This is a genomic window from Dyadobacter sp. (genome assembly GCF_039919315.1).
GTDB lineage: Bacteria > Bacteroidota > Bacteroidia > Cytophagales > Spirosomataceae > Dyadobacter.
Genome location: NZ_JBDSFX010000047.1, coordinates 51573 through 69288, shown reverse-complemented (window position 1 = coordinate 69288; position 17716 = coordinate 51573). Strand labels below are relative to the sequence as shown.

18 protein-coding genes are annotated in these 17716 nt (G+C 44.8%); 16 read left to right on the top strand and 2 right to left on the bottom strand.

Annotated elements, in window-relative coordinates; genetic code table 11:
• Positions 1–90 precede the first annotated feature (90 nt).
• Both ABIO93_RS12835 and ABIO93_RS12830 read left to right on the top strand, forming a co-directional pair.
• Positions 91–519: a helix-turn-helix domain-containing protein gene (locus ABIO93_RS12835; protein ID WP_348068176.1), complete on the top strand. Its 429-nt coding sequence runs from the start codon at positions 91–93 to the stop codon at positions 517–519.
• A 71-nt stretch (positions 520–590) separates the two neighbouring features.
• The gene (locus tag ABIO93_RS12830; RefSeq protein ID WP_348068174.1) at positions 591–1568 is read left to right on the top strand and encodes a glycoside hydrolase family 43 protein; all 978 of its coding nucleotides are present in this window, start codon (positions 591–593) and stop codon (positions 1566–1568) included.
• A gap of 56 nt (positions 1569–1624) precedes the next feature.
• On the opposite strand, the gene ABIO93_RS12825 is transcribed toward ABIO93_RS12830, so the two are convergent.
• Positions 1625–1816 (bottom strand): LytTR family DNA-binding domain-containing protein, encoded by a 192-nt coding sequence (locus ABIO93_RS12825; protein ID WP_348068301.1) that lies wholly within the window; start codon positions 1814–1816, stop codon positions 1625–1627.
• Positions 1817–2083: 267 nt separating this feature from the next.
• Here ABIO93_RS12825 and ABIO93_RS12820 point away from each other — a divergent pair, with 267 nt between their 5' ends.
• The 8 genes from ABIO93_RS12820 (at position 2084) to ABIO93_RS12785 (ending at position 10784) form a co-directional block, all read left to right on the top strand.
• Complete coding sequence (locus ABIO93_RS12820) at positions 2084–2758, top strand: response regulator transcription factor (protein WP_348068172.1); 675 nt, start codon at positions 2084–2086, stop codon at positions 2756–2758.
• Positions 2755–4026, top strand: coding sequence for a HAMP domain-containing sensor histidine kinase (locus ABIO93_RS12815; protein ID WP_348068170.1), 1272 nt, complete (start codon positions 2755–2757; stop codon positions 4024–4026). Before ABIO93_RS12820 ends, ABIO93_RS12815 begins: the two co-directional genes overlap by 4 nt.
• Positions 4027–4089: 63 nt before the next feature.
• Positions 4090–6498: an outer membrane beta-barrel family protein gene (locus ABIO93_RS12810; RefSeq protein WP_348068168.1), complete on the top strand. Its 2409-nt coding sequence runs from the start codon at positions 4090–4092 to the stop codon at positions 6496–6498.
• A gap of 27 nt (positions 6499–6525) precedes the next feature.
• Positions 6526–7203 carry a phosphatase PAP2 family protein gene (locus tag ABIO93_RS12805; protein WP_348068166.1) on the top strand — a complete coding sequence of 226 codons (678 nt, stop codon included), beginning with the start codon at positions 6526–6528 and terminating at the stop codon, positions 7201–7203.
• Between the two features lie 2 nt (positions 7204–7205).
• A complete protein-coding gene (locus ABIO93_RS12800) occupies positions 7206–7619 on the top strand; it encodes an EamA family transporter (protein WP_348068164.1) in 414 nt (137 codons plus the stop codon).
• Positions 7620–7664: 45 nt separating this feature from the next.
• Complete coding sequence (locus ABIO93_RS12795) at positions 7665–7832, top strand: hypothetical protein (RefSeq protein ID WP_348068299.1); 168 nt, start codon at positions 7665–7667, stop codon at positions 7830–7832.
• 122 nt (positions 7833–7954) lie between these two features.
• On the top strand, positions 7955–8338 hold the full coding sequence (locus tag ABIO93_RS12790) for a LytTR family DNA-binding domain-containing protein (RefSeq protein WP_348068162.1): 384 nt from the start codon (positions 7955–7957) through the stop codon (positions 8336–8338).
• A 160-nt stretch (positions 8339–8498) separates the two neighbouring features.
• Positions 8499–10784 carry a PAS domain-containing protein gene (locus tag ABIO93_RS12785; protein ID WP_348068161.1) on the top strand — a complete coding sequence of 762 codons (2286 nt, stop codon included), beginning with the start codon at positions 8499–8501 and terminating at the stop codon, positions 10782–10784.
• 235 nt (positions 10785–11019) lie between these two features.
• On the opposite strand, the gene ABIO93_RS12780 is transcribed toward ABIO93_RS12785, so the two are convergent.
• Positions 11020–12516 (bottom strand): IMP dehydrogenase, encoded by a 1497-nt coding sequence (locus ABIO93_RS12780; protein WP_348068159.1) that lies wholly within the window; start codon positions 12514–12516, stop codon positions 11020–11022.
• Positions 12517–12807: 291 nt separating this feature from the next.
• On the opposite strand from ABIO93_RS12780, the gene ABIO93_RS12775 reads away from it, so the two are divergent.
• The 6 genes from ABIO93_RS12775 (at position 12808) to ABIO93_RS12750 (ending at position 17575) form a co-directional block, all read left to right on the top strand.
• Complete coding sequence (locus ABIO93_RS12775) at positions 12808–13344, top strand: GNAT family N-acetyltransferase (RefSeq protein ID WP_348068157.1); 537 nt, start codon at positions 12808–12810, stop codon at positions 13342–13344.
• Between the two features lie 334 nt (positions 13345–13678).
• Positions 13679–14257, top strand: a complete 579-nt coding sequence (locus ABIO93_RS12770; protein WP_348068155.1) for a porin family protein — start codon at positions 13679–13681, stop codon at positions 14255–14257.
• Positions 14258–14387: 130 nt separating this feature from the next.
• On the top strand, positions 14388–15509 hold the full coding sequence (locus ABIO93_RS12765) for an AI-2E family transporter (RefSeq protein ID WP_348068153.1): 1122 nt from the start codon (positions 14388–14390) through the stop codon (positions 15507–15509).
• A 34-nt stretch (positions 15510–15543) separates the two neighbouring features.
• Complete coding sequence (locus ABIO93_RS12760; RefSeq protein WP_348068151.1) at positions 15544–15831, top strand: TIGR03643 family protein; 288 nt, start codon at positions 15544–15546, stop codon at positions 15829–15831.
• 136 nt (positions 15832–15967) lie between these two features.
• Positions 15968–16552, top strand: a complete 585-nt coding sequence (locus ABIO93_RS12755) for a Crp/Fnr family transcriptional regulator (RefSeq protein WP_348068149.1) — start codon at positions 15968–15970, stop codon at positions 16550–16552.
• A 138-nt stretch (positions 16553–16690) separates the two neighbouring features.
• On the top strand, positions 16691–17575 hold the full coding sequence (locus ABIO93_RS12750; RefSeq protein ID WP_348068147.1) for an NmrA/HSCARG family protein: 885 nt from the start codon (positions 16691–16693) through the stop codon (positions 17573–17575).
• Positions 17576–17716 lie beyond the last annotated feature (141 nt).

The following is a 17716-nucleotide window of genomic DNA, read 5'->3' as shown; positions in this document are numbered from 1 at the left end:
GAATGTTCACACCAAAAGTTCTTGTAATTTGCAAGGTCAAATCTAGAATATCTTATTGCACTTTGCAATAACTATATAAATTTATTTAGGATGAAACCCATTGCTACAAGATCCGATTGCCCTATCAGTTTTTCACTGGATATCTTTGGTGATAAATGGACATTGCTGATCCTTCGGGACATGATACTGCATGAGAAGAATTCTTTCAGCGAATTTATGAACTCAGCGGAGGGGATTGCTTCTAACATTCTCATTGATCGTCTGAACACACTTCATAGCCAAGGATTTGTGACAAAAAAGGCGTCCGAGCTAAACAAATCTAAATTTCTTTACACCATGACTGAAAAGGCTATTGACCTGGTACCGGTCTTAGTTGACCTGATGGAGTGGGGAGAAAAATACAATAAAAAGGGAGAGCCAAAGGCATTACTTGCTAAGATACTCAAAAACAGAGACAAGACGATTCGGGAAATTCAGGAAAAGCTCAGAGAAAAACGATACCAACCATCGGCTGGATAAACTCAGTAAGCTGGTTGCTTATAACAGATGTACAACTTAGTTTAACAGAAAATTAATTATAGCCTCACAATATGAAATCAATCCTTATATATGCTATCCTTTTATTCTCTGCATTGCAGGCATCAGCACAGGCCGAGCGAGAGATTTTCTTTGCGGATGTAACCATATATATGGAGGGAGGCAAGTATTATCTTACAGGGTCGAAGGGCGTGAGCGACGGACCGCAGGGATTTGCCTTTTTAGAGTCAAAAGACCTGAAAACATGGGCAGTACCTTCTGAGTCAATAGATTCGTTGGGTACGATCCTGGCAAAAGGCGACCACACTTTCGGCACCAAGGGCTTCTGGGCACCACAAATATTCAAGGATAAGGGCACTTACTATATTACCTATACAGCCGATGAACAAACCGTATTGGCTGAGTCGAAATCGTTATTGGGTCCGTACAAACAAAAAGAAGTTGGGCCTATTGATGGCTCTGAGAAAAATATCGATTCCTATATTTTCAAGGATACCGATGGTAAATATTACCTCTACAGTGTACGTTTTAATAAAGGCAACTACCTGTATGCAGCCGAGTTTGACATGAAAGCCGGAAAGATAAAATCCGGGACCCTGAAAAGATGTTTTGACCAAACAGAACCTTGGGAGGCTACGCCCAATTTTAAATCCTCACCCATTATGGAGGGCCCTACCGTTATAAAACTGAAAAATAAATATTATCTGTTTTATTCGGCCAACCATTTCCAGAACATCGATTATGCTATTGGCTATGCCGTGGCCGATTCACCATACGGGCCTTGGGTAAAGAATAAGAATAACCCTATCGTTCATCGCTCTATTGTTGGCGAGAATGGATCAGGACATGGTGATTTGTTTGAAGGGCTGGACAAGCAATTGTATTATTTATACCACATTCACAACTCGTCAGACCAAGTAAGCCCGCGCAGGACACGCATCGTGCCGATAGTAAAACAGTGGGATAAAAAAGCTGGTGTTTATACTTTTAGTGCGAAAGGGAAAGAGGTAATTGTACCTGTGTATCGCTAGTCGACTTTACGATTTCGTGCGTTTTCCGTCGATCAATTCTTTAAAACTGCCCGATTTCATTCAATCCTCCTGCCAAATTCCTTCACATAACTTTCACCAACAGGAATAACGTGTTTCCCAATAAAAACACGCTGTCTTTCAATGGATTCGATTTTGTCCATAGCCACAATGTAGGATTTATGAACGCGCATGAACCGCGGACCTGGCAGTACCTCTTCCATTTTTTTCATAGTCTGCAAACTCAGGATACGGCTTGTCGTCGAGTACGGGCATCAGACAACTAAAAAGGTTATCGGTCACATAATAGCCAAAAAAAAATTGTCCCTACCAATCGACTAGGGTGCCGACCGACGGGTTTGTCGGTCATTGCGGGGTAGTATGCAGCGTGATCTTTGCCCAAAGCATTGCTGGTTCCGCTGGAAGCAGTGTTTAAATAATACACATCAATCAACAGCACAAGCAAGTCGAAAATTCTCTTCTAAAAGAATTCCAAATCATCGCTGTAAATTGCCTGGATGAAAATCCTGATTATAGAAGATGAGCCCGAACTTGCTGCCGACATTGGCGCCTACCTATCCGCGCAGGACTACCTGTGCGAATATGCGAGCAACTGGGCGCAGGCACGGGAAAAAGTCGAGCTGTACCGCTATGAATGCATCTTACTGGATTTAATGCTGCCGGGTGGCGATGGGCTTGACATGCTCGGCATCCTGAAAGAACAGGGTCAGCAAGATGGCGTGATCATTATTTCTGCAAAAAGCGACTACGAAAACAAGATCAGGGGTTTGCACGCGGGTGCGGACGACTACCTGGCCAAGCCATTTCATTTGCCCGAACTGGCAGCACGCATTTACTCGGTTATCCGTCGCAGAAGCTTTGGCAATCAGAATCATGTGGTGCAAAATGAGCTGAAAGTGGATCTGTCATCAAGGACAGTCACGGTTAATGGCTCGCCGGTTGCACTGACGCGCAAGGAGCTTGACCTGCTACTGTTTTTTATTGGCAACAAAAACCGCGTTATCGGCAAAAGTGCATTGGCCGAGCATTTGTCGGGCGACATTGCCGATATGTTCGATAACCACGACTTTGTGTATGCGCATGTTAAAAACCTGAAAAAAAAGTTGACAGAGGCGGGTTACGGTAATTATCTCAAAACGATCTACGCAACGGGTTACAAATGGGAAGGATGAAAAAATTGCTCGATCAAAGCCTTCGCCCGCTGGTGATTTACACATTGATTGTGCTGATAGTCAGCATTCCTGTCTATTTTTTAATCATCAATTGGATTTGGGAAAATGAACTGGACAAACACCATTACGCGATCCGGGAAAAACTCGAAAAACGGTTGACGAGCCTGGACCTCCCCGACAGCGCAGTGGGCGATATGATCACGGTGTTGGACAAAGTGCAGCCCGGCTTTTCCTTCAATGAGGCCGTGGCGCCAAGTCCGGACAGTACCTACACGCTCATCCGGTTCGATACTTTCATGAATGACCGGGAGCAGTTTCGTTGCCTGATGACCGACATTCGGGTGAATGGCAAGCTTTTACGGGTTTTGATTGAAACCAATATGGAAGAAATCGACGAAACGATCCTGGCCATCGCGGCAGTGACCATTTTCTTTTTTATTCTGCTGCTGGCCGGCTTCGTTTACCTGAACCGTAGGACGGCGATTCGTGTCTGGCAGCCATTCTATGAAACACTCGCCGGTTTGCATGCCTTCAGGCTGGAAGGCGGTAAAACGATGAAATTGCCTGTTTCAAAAGTTACCGAATTTACTGATCTTAATCAAAGCCTTGATAGGTTGATGGAGGCTAGTCTTGCCTCATACAAACAGCAAAAAGAATTTACCGAAAATGCTTCCCACGAGCTGCAAACACCATTAGCGATCGTTAAATCCAAACTTGACCTACTTTTACAAAGCCGCTCTCTGGACCAGTCGCAAATGCAGATCCTCGATGATGCCTATCAAGCCATCAACCGTGTCACAAGGATTAACAAAAATTTACTGCTTCTTGCAAAGATCGAGCATGCACAGTTTGACGAACAGCAGAACATTTCTATAAGCGGATTACTGGCTGAGCTGACCACGCAATTTGCCGATCGATTCGAAAGCGGTGGCATTCATTATAAGGAACATGTGGGCGAAATAATTGTGCCATCCAATCCAATGTTGTTGGAAATCCTGCTAACAAACCTGCTCGTAAATGCTGTGCGCTACACCCCGGGAGGCGGTAGTGTATCTGTACATCTGGACCAGCGCGAGCTGACTTTTTCAAACACTGGCGCATCGCCGCTTCATGAGCAAAATCTTTTCAGGCGGTTCGCGCAGGCATCACCGGAGCACGCTGGCAGCGGCCTCGGACTGGCTATTGCCCATGAGATTTGCGAACGGTACGGCTGGCAGATCCATTATCGTTTCGAAGGCGGGTTTCATCATTTTACCGTCAGCTTCTGAAATTCTAAATTTCTTCTAAATCATTCCTGACTTTCACCATCAGATACACCAAAAGGAATCTGAATGGCTTTCAAAAAATCATTATTTCTGCTCGCGTTCATTGCAGCGTTCCACAGCGTCCATGCGCAGGTAAGCAAGGTGACCCTGTCAGGCCAGGTTGCTTCGCAGTCTAAAAAGGAAATGCTCCCGTTCGTCAATGTCATTTTAAAAACTGAAAAAGACAGTGCGTTCGCGACGGGCACCATTACCGCAGCGGATGGCCGGTTTACACTGACCGACATTGCACCCGGAAATTACCTGCTGGAATGTAGTTTACTGGGCTTTCAAACACTTAAAACACCTGTGACAGTCGGTGCATTAAGCGCATTCCTTGACCTCGGCGTGCTTCTAATGAACGAAGACGCGCAGATATTACAAGAGGTAACCGTCACCGGATCTCAGGCTGATGGAGTAGATTCCCGGCTGGACCGGAAAGTATTTGATATTAGCAAAAACCTGAGTCAAAGCGGTGGGTCTGTATTGCAGGCACTTAAAAACTTGCCGGGTGTTACAGCTGGTGAAGATGGCAAGGTTATGCTGCGTGGAAGTGATAAGGTAGCCGTGCTGGTGGACGGACGTCAGACCGCATTAACAGGGTTTGGAAACCAGACGAGCCTGGACAATATCCCCGCATCTGCGATCGAAAGGATAGAGATCATCAATAACCCTTCGGCCCGGTACGATGCCAATGGAAATGCGGGCATCATTAATATTATTTACAAAAAGAACAAACAAGAAGGCTTCAACGGAAAGATCGGCATGACCACAGGATTGGGCGCATTGTGGGTACGAAAAGAGAATTTCCCGGACATCCGCCCGCAGTCCAGAAACACGCTGAAACTAAATCCTTCCGTGGCCCTTAATTACAAAAAAGAGAAACTGAACATCTTTTTCCAGGGCGATTACCTGCACACGCCGACGCTCAACAAGAACGAATTTACAGACCGTTACTACGATTCGGGAGACACGATCAGGCAGCAATTAAAGCGTAACCGCAGCACTAATGTGGTAACATCCAAGGCGGGTGTTGACTGGAATTGGAATCAGCAAAATTCATTATCAGTTTCAGCGCTATTCAGCAGCGAGAAAATCCTGGACAGAGGAGATCAGCCGTTTTTCAATGCAGATCTTACCCAGCGTAGGCGCTTATGGCAGTTTTTGGAAGATGAATTAAAAACAACTGTGACTGCGACAGCCTCCTATCAGCACAAATATGCACAGCCAGGCCGCATGCTCAATGTCGGCTTCAACTATACATTCCACCGGGAAGATGAAAAGTATTTTTTCACAAACATCATGCCCGATTTCACCGGTAAGGATGCATTCAAGCTGCTATCGGATGAGAATGTTTTCGATTTGACGGCAGACTACATCCGGCCCTTACGATATGGCCGTTTTGAGGGTGGCTTCAAGCTGCGCAGGCGATTTATTCCGACGAATATGCAGTTCTTTCCGGGCCTGAATTCACCCATTGACAGTCTTGCAGGTGGCTGGGCAGATTATAAGGAAACGATTCCGGCATTGTACGGCAATTACGTATTTGAGAACAGGAAGTTTGAGCTGGAAGCAGGGCTTCGCGTAGAATATATCAACCTGCGTTACACCGTCAACCCCACGCATCCCACTTATAAAAGCGATGGATATTCCTATGCCAAACCGTTTCCTAATGTGCGCCTGGCTTACAAGTTTGATGAGCATAACAAGATTTCTCTTTTCTACAACCGTCGTGTTGACCGCCCCAATGAGGTGGACATCCGTATTTTCCCCAAATATGATGATGCCGAAATCATTAAGATCGGCAACCCTGCACTGAAACCGCAATTTACCACCTCATTGGAGGCTGGTTACAAAACAAGCTGGTCCAGCGGTTCGCTGTATGCAGCAGCTTATTACAAGCAGACCAATGGCACCATTATACGGATCGGAACGACAGTGGCAGGCAGCACATTGATCTACAATATTTTTCAAAATGCAGGCAAGAGTAGCAATGCGGGTGGTGAACTGGTGTGGCAGCAGGACCTGGCGTCGTGGTTTTCGCTCAATGTGAATGGTAACCTTTACCACAACAGCATTGATGCATTTTCGGTGGCAAACCTTTATCCGGTACGCTCAGTGTATAGCGCCGGGAAACAGCAACTGACTTCCGGCAGTGCGAAAATCAATGCATTGCTAAAAGGCAAGAAAACGGAATTGCAGGTGGCGGTCATTTACCAGGCACCCGATATTGTTCCGCAAGGCCGCACCGGCTACCGCTTTTCGGTCGATGCAGGCGCGAAACGCCAGCTGCGTAAAGGAGAGTTGTTTGTGAATGCAACAGATCTTTTCGGCACGCTGGTTGTCCGTAAAACAGTTTTTGGCGATGGTTTTCACTACACCAGTCGCGATTACTACGAAACTCAGCTAGTCCGTGCTGGTTATAGTTTCAAATTTTAACCGTGATTCACCCTCATAACGCTGACCATGCGCTTGCTGCTAATCCTCCTCTTATTTTCACCTTGGGCTTTGGCCTACCCCATTTTTCCGGAAGACACAATCCCCGTCCGGAGGCCCATTACACTCCGCGCGTTTTACCCACCCGCTTCGCTGATCATCGGAGGACTGCTTTCCACCGGACATTCAGAAGAGTCCATTAAAAACGAAGTGGCCGAAGAGCGAGGCCACCTTCTACCCCATTTTCATACCAAAATCGACGATTATCTGCAATTCTCGCCTCTGGTAGTCGCTTATGGCCTTGATGCCTTTGGCGTTCATTCCAAAACCGATATCATCAATCGCACTGTGATCCTTATCAAAGGAGAAGCAATGGCGTTGACGACAACCACCCTTTTGAAATACGCCACGCACACACTCCGGCCCGACGGCAGCAGTTACAATTCGTTCCCATCGGGCCATACCACGCAAGCTTTTGCGGCAGCTACCTTCCTAAATGAAGAGTACAAGGACCGCTATCCATGGATGCCTTATGCCTCTTACACCGTCGCTTCATCCGTAGGGCTGCTACGTGTGGCAAACAACCGGCACTATATCAGCGACGTGCTTGTGGGCGCCGGTATTGGATATTTATCCATGAAAGTGGCGTATTGGACACACCGGTACAAGTGGGGGAAGGCAGTAAGTAAACACCATTTAACGTATTAAGTATGTGGAAATACTACGCCTTGCTTTCCGCCCTGTTTGCGGCCGCAACGTCCATCTTAGCAAAAGTGGGAGTCAAAGGTATCAGCGGTAATGTCGCAACGGCCGTTCGGACAGTCGTAATCCTGTTTATTGCCTGGGGTATTGTTCTTTTTAGCGGACAAATGAAGGAAGTGAAAGATGTGAGCCGGACGAACCTGATTTTTCTTGTCCTCTCAGGAATCGCCACAGGCCTTTCGTGGATATTTTATTTCAAAGCTTTGGAAACAGGCGATGTTTCAAAGGTCGCACCGATTGACAAGCTAAGTGTTGCAATCGCCATTGGATTATCAATACTAATCCTGAAAGAGCCGGTTGATTTGAAAACCATTTTGGGTGCTTTGATGATTGTTGGCGGGACTATTGTGATAATTTGGTAGTGTTTATCTTTTCTCAAAAACCACTAACTTACCACACTAAAAACCCTGACCAAGATAGTCCTGGACAAAGTCCCAGCTGAAATGATCATCCTATTCGGTAGCTATGCGCCCGGTGATTGGGTGGAGGATTACCAGAAGAAATACGAATATGTGAGTGATTTTGACATTCTGATCGTCACCAAATACAGGGATACTTCGTTACGTACTGTATGAAAGCCAGCCCGACCAGGTACTCCTTGCCAGGGAAATAGACGTGATTGATAACTACATTTTTCAGCAGCAAATTTACTCAAACCCATTCCATTAGACGATTTTTAAGAGCCGTAGGCAAAGTTTTGAAAAAAACCTACAATTCGGCTGGCATCTCTATTTCTGAAAAAGAGCCTCCCCGGCATAGAGAAGCAGGCTTCCTCTTTTTCCGGGCCGACCGCAAATTAGTGAAGGTAATGACAAGCGACATCTTATATATCGAAAGCCTGAAAGACTACATTCAGATTATATCAACCAACAGCAAGCCATTGGTTGTTAAGCATACCATTAGTACCGTCGAAGCCATGTTGCCAGCTGATCAGTTTGTACGGATACATCGATCCTACATCGCTGCAATATCTCGCGTCACCACGTATACGCCGCGTCACGTTGATGTCGCCGGGCAACAATTACCGATCGGTAGACTGTATCAAAAAGAAGTGGAACGGGTACTGAACGTTTCCTGGTGACCCGAAAATATAGTTGGACTCAACGCTGTTTTTGCATAGCCAAATCAAGAATTTGGTGTTCGTAAATCAGTTTATCCTCTTGTAATTGTTGCTGAAATTTCGCAAACTTGTTTCTTAATGATCTGCCGAAGTTACAAAGACCACCTCTATCTAACGAACTATGGTACATGACAGCTCACTGTTCGATAAACTACCAAACCCTTGCCTTCTTTTAGAGGCAGATTCTTCGAAACTTTGCGTTATCCGGGCGAATGAAGCTTTTATTTCTATTGTCAACCTGCCACAAAGTTTGCTGGCTGGTAAAGACTTTTTAGAGATTTTCATAGCTGATACTGATTTGGCCCAAATTGACTTGAAAGGCTTAATTGAGAAGGTAATTGTGGAAGGCGTCTCTGTCAAAATACCCATTTTTAAATATCAGATAAGCACGCTCAGCGAGGCGTCCCCATCCCACCCAATCTATTTTACAGGATCTATTAGCCCCTTGCCGGACAAGGATGGGCTCGTCTATCAGCTGATGTGCTCATTGACAGACATAACTCAACTGAATGTAGCGTCGCCTAACCAGAAAGAACCCGGCGAAAATCAAAATACCAGGCTGGCTGAAGAAATTCGCCGCTTTGACAAAACTGGTAGCTGGGAGGCAGACTTGACGAGTAATACAATCGTATGGTCCGATTTGACAAAAGAAATTTATGAGGTTGCAGATGATTTTAACCCCTCCTTTGAGAAGGTAGTCAGTTTCTTTGTCAATGAATCAGAGAGTAAATCATTTATTCGGCTTGTCGAAGAAGCTATGTTAAGCGGCAATTTTTTTGACACTGAATTGAAAATAACAACCGGAAAGGGAAATATCCGGTCCATACGGCTTAGCGGCCAGGCGGGCTATACAGCTGGGTTATGCGATAGGATTTATGGCGCAGTTCAGGATGTTACCGAAAAAAAGAATGCGAAATATTTACTCTCACAATACCAAGAGCAGCTGGCACTGCTGATTCAATCAGTAAATGGAATATTTTGGGAAGCCGATGCAGACACATTCAAGTTCTCCTTTGTGAGCCACCATGTGAAGGATATCTTAGGCTATACCTCGAATGAATGGCTGGAAGAACCGTTTTTCTGGGAAAATCATATTCATCCAGACGACCTATTACGTGCAATATCTTATCGCAAAGCGCACAGCAATAACCTTAAAGATTATACTCTTGACTACCGGATGATCAAAGCAGATGGTAGTTTGATATGGATCAAAGATATTGTATCTGTGGTGGTTACAGACGGCAGGGCATCACGCTTAAGAGGTTTGATGGTAGATGTTACGGCGACCAAAAGGATCGAAGAAGTGGCTTTTTTGGAAAAGTCAATACTGGAACTGAACACAACGAACGATACGACACTCAATGAATTGCTGATGATCTACTTGAAAGGGATTGAAAACATATTCCCTGGGTTACTCTGCTCGTTGCACAGGATAAAGGATGATCGCCTGGAACTGGGGCTAGCTCCATCCCTTCCGACCAACTATCTTAGTCAAATATATCATCTGCCGATAGGGCCTTTTGCAGGTTCATGCGGTTCGGCAGCGTTTCTGAAAGAACGAGTAGTTGTATCGGACATTGCCAATGATCTCAGATGGGAAGAGTATGCTGAGCTTGCATTAGAAAATAATCTCCGGGCGTGCTGGTCGCAGCCGATTATCAGTTCCGAAAATGTGGTGTTGGCAACGCTCGGCTTTTACTATAAAGAAGTGAGGCTCCCAGAGGAAGATGAATTAATTTTTATCGAGAGATGTGCATCTATTTTGAGGATAATACTGGAAAACAGACAAAAGGCAGTTCTCTTGGAAGAGGCGTCTATGGTGATGAAGCAAGGACAAGAACTGGCAGGGTTTGGCAACTGGCAATGGAACATCTTAACCAACGTGGTTGAATGGTCCGATGAGCTATACACCATATACGGTCTCAGAAAAGCCGCTTTTAATGCAACGTTTGAAGGGTATCAGGAATTGCTTCACCCCGACGACCGGGAGCGTGTAGTGGAATCCATTATGAGAATATTGCGTGATAAGACAGATATCGTCTTTGAGGAGCGGATCATACGGCCTGACGGCGAAATTCGGCATCTCAAATCCTGGGGCCGCCTGAAATTGGACGAAAAAGGAGCACCGGTAAAAATGATTGGAGCATGTTTGGATGTGAGCGAAAGCAGGCGGCATACGTTGGCAATCGAGCAACAAAATGAAAATATGAAGAACATTGCTTTTATGCAATCTCATGTAGTAAGGGCACCACTTGCACGTTTAATGGGTGCGGTTAGTTTGATTAAAAACTTCAAAAACACGGAGCAGGAAAACACAGAAATACTAGAATATATTTTAGTGGCGGCCAATGAACTGGACGAGATAGTCAAAGACATCTCAAAAAAGACCAAGACAAAGCTCGCCTAGTTTGACCGCGTTTTTTCTGTTCTCAGATTGCATCTGAATCCTGGGCATACTGGACGCCCATTCCATAGACCCCTCGGTATTTCTTAATCAGATCATTTACCACAATGATACCAAGCCGAAATCCAAAGGATCAATGCACATTAATTCTCTTACCAGCACGTAAAGACCCTTTTCGACTGCGACAAACAGAAAGTCGAGACGCCTATCAAAACGCAACCGGCTAATACCAGCACAATCACCTGTTCGTATCTTTCAATATTACATCGTGTGCACCGCCTTCAACAATGCTGACGGAAGATACTAGTGTGATTTTGGCTTTATCTTTAAGCTCGGTGATGGAAGTAGTTCCGCAACTACACATGGTTGACTTAATTTTTCCAAGCGTTACGGCCAGGTTATCCTTCAATCTACCCGCATAAGGCACATAGCTGTCCACACCTTCCTCGAATTTCAGGCCGTCTTCGCCACCCATATCGTAACGTTGCCAATTGCGCGCCCTGTTGGATCCTTCTCCCCAATATTCTTTTACGTAGTTGCCGTTGACCAGTAATTTTCTGGTAGGGCTTTCGTCAAACCTGGCGAAATACCTTCCCATCATTAAAAAATCTGCACCCATTGCGAGAGCCAGCACCATGTGGTAATCCTGAGCAATCCCCCCGTCCGAACATATAGGTATATACGTACCGGTAGCATTATAGTACTCATCCCTGGCCTGCGCAACCTCAATGAGAGCTGTTGCCTGTCCGCGGCCAATTCCTTTTTGTTCTCTGGTGATGCATATTGAACCGCCTCCCACGCCAACCTTCACAAAATCGGCTCCTGCTTCCACTAAGTAGAGAAAACCCTCTTTATCAACAACATTACCCGCGCCGACTTTGACACCGTCACCGTACTCCTTCTTAATGTACTCAAGAGTTTCTTTTTGCCATTCCGAGAACCCGTCCGACGAATCAATACAAAGGACATCAGCACCGGCTTCGATCAAGGCAGGTACTCTTTCTTGATAGTCTCGCGTGTTAATGCCAGCGCCCACCAGCAACTTCTTTTGCTCATCAGACAACTCGGAGGGATTTTCCTTATGATGATCGTAATCTTTTCTGAAAACAAAAAATTTGAACTTGCCGTCCTCATCAATCACGGGCAAGCTATTAAGCTTATGTTCCCAGATGATATCATTGGCTTGATTCAATGTCACACCCAGTTTAGCAGTAACTAACTCGGATAACGGCGTCATGAATGAATGGACTTTCTTGTCTAAACCATCTGTTGTAACTCTATAATCCCGTCCGGTAACTATGCCTAGCAGCTTGCCGTTTGCCGTTCCGTCACTGGTTATGGCAATTGTGGAATGTCCTTTTTTCGCTTTGAGTGAAAGTACGTCCGCCAGGGTATTATCCGGAGTCAAATTCGCCGTACTTACTACAAATCCTGCCTTATAATTTTTAACCTTACGGATCATTTCAACCTGATCTTCAATAGATTGGGATCCAAAAATGAATGATAAGCCGCCATTTTTTGCCAAAGCAATGGCCATCTGGTCATCAGACACCGACTGCATAATGGCGGACACAAAGGGGATATTTAATTCGATTTCGGATTTTCCATGACCATCGAATTTTGTAAGTGGGGTTGCCAGCGATACTTTGTTAGGAACGCATTCCTTCGTTGTCAATCCTGGAATTAAGAGATACTCACTAAATGTTCTTGACGTCTCGTTTAGATACTGTGCCATATGTTGATTTGCCTTCAATGCTTACGTGCAATCAGTTTGCGTATAATAATAACAATAAGCAAAAGTATGAGAAATAGTTCCAAGTTTTAGCTGACTACTGCTTGATCTCCTTGGCAGGTCGGGTAATGTGTCATCAGGGGAACCACTTCTCTATCCTTCATTTTGCAAAATGTATACGCAAGCTGCAGCCGCCTTTTCATTGCCAGGCATTGTTAATACATTAGCCTGCCCGTTTGGCGCCGAGGGATTGCCCTTAGACTACACAAATTGACTAGTACACATCTCCATATCATGAACGCAAAATTTCTTTATTCTAAACGTCTTCTTTTTATTGCAAGCACTCCCGATCTGTTAAAAGTAGAATTAACCGGAAACGATAACCTTGCGAAACTTCTGAATGCAAATATTCCGACCGACTGGCCGGCAGGAGATTATGATCACGATGCCATACTATTTTTTCTTGATCAGCTTGAAGCGGGCGGTACAGAAGCAGCGGGATGGTATGGTTGGCACGTTATTGCACTGCCCACAGAAGACTTTCCCGCAACGCTGGTGGCAGGTGGTGGCTACTTTGGCCCGCCGAATGAAAATGGACTGCTGGAAATTGGCTATTCGGTTTCGGAGCAGTGGCGGAACAGGGGAATAGCAACAGAAATAGTTGCAACTCTGGTTAGCCATGCGTGGAAGCAACTAAATGTTACGAAAATCATAGCCCACTCTTTACGACAAAATGAAGCTTCAAAGAATGTGCTACTTAAAACCGGTTTTATCGAAACAGAAAGTGACGACCCTGAAAAATTGTGTTTTGAAACGATCCGCCCATTCTAATTCGGATCTTTAACCGTTTCCTGTTAGCGATTTAACGGAGATTAACGTTATAGGATGCCTGTTTACTAGACGATATCGCGCCTGGGCATTTTAATGCTGCGTGGGTCGCTGCTGTCCGTCACAACGAGTTTCACTCGCTAGCCGTGGCAGGGATGCTATGAGAAATTTTTTGCTCACTGTTAATTACGCAATTGGCGAGAATTGAACGATTAGGCGTATTTATAGAACTTATCCCTAACCAAGTGTCAACCAAAAGGGCATCCTGCATGCGTAGCATAGATTTTGTAACCATCGCTGGGACAATGAGTCTAAAAACCATCATAATAATCTTCACATGAAAAAGTTTCTTTATGCCGTTATCATAGCGGCTATCACAAATTCCGCTTTTGCGCAATCATTTAGCATCGGCCCAAAAGCGGGTTTGAACCTGAGTAATTACACAGGCGGCAATATTGATTCGGACGGCTTAGTTGGCTATCACCTGGGCGGGATACTCAATTACGGCTTTGGAAATGTTTTTTCGATCCAACCCGAGGTCCTGTTTTCAACACAAGGGGCAAAAGTTCAAAATAACGGAACCCGTTCGGATTTCAAGATCAGTTATGTTACAATCCCTGTGATGCTGAAATTCAAAACCAGCGGCGGCTTCTACGTCGAATTCGGTCCTCAGGCAGGGTTCCGCTCTTCTTCAAAAATTCCGGATCAAACCATTAATAATTTTGCAAAAAATCTTGACCTCGCAGCTGCTGGCGGGATCGGCTATCAATCTCCAATTGGCCTTGGAGTGGGCGTACGCTATATTGCAGGTCTTAGTAAGGTCGGTGATTTTACAGGAAGTGCCATTGATCCAGACTTCAAAAACAGCGTAATCCAGGCGAGCTTATTCTGGGCTATTCCATTGGTTAAGAAGTGATACTTTTTTAAACGAAAAGTCATTGAAAGCAAAAACCCAGAAAGGCTATCTTTGCCAATCTGGGTTTTTGCTTTTCTTACCCGGCATGATTATACATACTAATTTATTATAACAAAAAGTGTCAGTGCATATGGCTATCTCTACCCCCTTTTACACCCGGCTTGCGCATGTATTAATCAGCATTATCTGCCTGGTTTATATCGCTATCATTGGTCAGACGCTTCTGGCCCCATTGATTTTTGCAATGCTGTTTTCACTGTTGCTCCTACCATTCGCAGGATTTTTGGAATACCGGTTTCATTTCCCCAGGGCATTGTCCTCCATGGTTTCACTTATCACCCTGATCTGTGCCATTGCAGCAATATTTGTACTGCTGGGCTCGCAGCTTACCGCACTGGCACAAGACTGGCCAGCTTTCAAGCAGCAGGTTCTGGACACAACCATTGATCTGCAAAAATGGATTGAGGTGACCTTTCACGTGGACAGCCAGGAACAAATGAACTACCTTAATGACTCTGCTTCCAAAGCAGTAAATACTGGCACTACGCTATTAGGACACACAATCCTGTCTGTTTCCTCCATTCTGCTGCTTCTGCTCTTTACTTTCCTTTATACATTTTTCCTGCTCTTGCACAGGCGGCTGCTACTCCGTTTCATTGTCTCGGTATTTGACCAGGAGCATAGTGTGATCGTCTATGACATCGTAAGCCAGATCCAATACATTGTCAAAAAGTACATTTTCGGCCTTTTCTTGCAAATGCTACTGGTGACAGGCCTTTCCTGCATTGCATTTTGGTTACTTGGTGTCAAATACGGTCTGTTGCTTGGCCTGATAACCGGGATTTTAAACCTCATCCCCTACATCGGCATTCTTACCGCCCTGCTTTTAGCCAGCCTGATCACCTTCGCAACAGCCGGTACCAGCCAGTTGATATTCGTGGCAACGGCCATTGTGGCTATTCACCTGGTCGACAGCAATTATATCATGCCAAAAATTGTAGGCTCCAAAGTAAAAATCAATACGCTTGTCGCGCTGATTGGCCTTGTAGTTGGGGAAATGATCTGGGGAATTACCGGTATGTTTTTGTCTATCCCGGTCATTGCTATTTTCAAGGTCATCTTCGACAGGGTAAACGGTCTAAATCCCTGGGGAATTCTGCTGGGCGAAGAGGATATTGAACCCAGGTCAAAACCTGCCATCAAGGAAGTGATAGAGGATGAGACTAATCAGGGTCATATACCCCAAGTTTAAAATTATCATTGGTAGGCTATTGAATTTTCAAAACATGCAAGAAAATAAGAGTTTCAGTTCAGATGATGTTGACCGCATTATCGAAATGGCCTGGGAAGACAGGACGCCTTTTGACGCAATCGAGGTTCAGTTCGGCATTCGTGAACAACAGGTAATTGCCTTAATGCGTCAGGAAATGAAGCCGAGCAGTTTCAGGATGTGGAGAAAGCGTGTGCAAGGACGCGCAACTAAGCATCTGAAATTGGCGGGCAGCCAGGATCACCGGTTCAAATCCAGCCTGCAAAAACAAATCAGCAATAACAATATTAGCAAACGTGCGTAAAAAATGGCGAGATGTAAAACATCGACGCAAGAAAAGTAAGGCTTGAAGGATGCTATTTTTGCATTTTGTTTTTCTTCAACCATCGTATATATGCAGGCGACACATAACTTTGTGTGAAGTCATTCCTTAGCAAATAATGCACGAAAGCCTTTTTTCCTACATAAACCAAAATGCTGCCTCGCCGCTTACCAGTGACGAAGAAGCCTTGATCATGGCGTCATTTCAGCCTAAAAAATATAGAAAAAAGCAATACTTTTTGCAGGAAGGAGATGTGTGCAAATACGTTGGTTTTATAGTAAAAGGTGCCATGAGGCAATACAGCGTTGACGATAAGGGCGCCGAACACATCGTAAATCTGTTCCTTGAAAATTGGTGGGTAAGTGACCGTGAAAGTGCTGTCATGCTAACGCCGTCGAGATACAACATTGATACCTGGGAAGATACAGAGCTGCTCGTCGCAACAGTAGCAGACATGGTGGACTTGATAGGGAAAATACCGTTGTTCGGGCAAATGACAAGATTAATGGACCAGAGAAGCTTCATCGCTTCACAAAGAAGATTAAATTCAACCATCAGTAATACGGCAGATAAACGCTACGAAGAGTTCGCCGACAATCATCCCAAATTCATTCAAAGATTTCCTCAGCACATCATTGCCTCCTACCTGGGTATTACAAAAGACACATTAAGCCGTGTTAGAAAACAGGCCATGAAAAAATAAGGCTTTCCACTCATCGACATTTGTCTACGTTTTTTTTCGCCATTTATCATCGTTGCGCGGCCTGCTTTCGATGCAATTTTGTATTGTTAATTCAGTGAGAGATTAGCATTATAACAGAACTTTTTAGCGAACATTCAAATGGAACAAAAATCAATAGTAGTACTTGGCGCAACTGGAGCGCAAGGTAAGCGGGTTGTAAATGCACTTGTGGATGATGGCTCTTTTCATGTAAAAGCAGTGACCCGTAATCCCGAAAAGTATTCTGGCAATGCGCAGGAAGCGGTTTTTGCCGATCTAAATAATCTACAATCTTTGAAGGATGCCTTTAAAGATGCTTACGGGGTGTTTGTAGTCACTAACTTTTGGGAAAACGAAGACGAAATTTCTCAGGCCAAAAATGCCATTGAAGCCGCAAAACTGGTGGGTATACAGCATTTCATCTGGTCTACACTTCCTGATGTAAAAGGTATCAGCCAAGCAGAATTTGAAGTCCCCCATTTTAGCGGGAAAGCCCAGGCGGATGAATTGGTGAAAGGTGCGGGATTTAAGTATGTCACATTTGTACAGCCACCCTTTTATTATCAGAACTTCGTCGGAATGCTTGGTCCACAACCGAAACAGGATGGTACTACCGGATGGACTTTGCCAATTGACCCGGCGAAAAAAGCGATCCACATGTCAGATATCAATGACTTTGGAAAGGTAGTTGCAGGCGCATTTTTGCAACCGGAGAAAGTCGGAAGTGGCGAATATCTTGCATTGGCAACAGCATTATATAGTTTCAATGATGTCATTGAAGCCTACCAAGCCAATGGTGAAGAACATACTTTTACACAAGTACCGGCCGAATTGTTTTCAACGTTTTTCGAAGGAGCAGGTGAACTTGCAGAGATGTTCGGATACTTTGAAAAGTACACCTACATGGGCCCAAATTCAGAACCAAGGATTGACCTGGCAAAAGAAATTGCCAGCGGCCAGTTCGTATCACTCCACGAATGGTTGAGTCAAAATAAAAAGGTGTGAAAAAGGAGACGAGATTGATATCCCCTTAGTCCGTGCCGGGCATATTGGAACCATACCCATGCAAATCTACTTATAACAGTTATAGATGTTGACGTATAATCCTCTGATCTGAGAAAACTCAAAGCCAAAGAAGCAATTGTT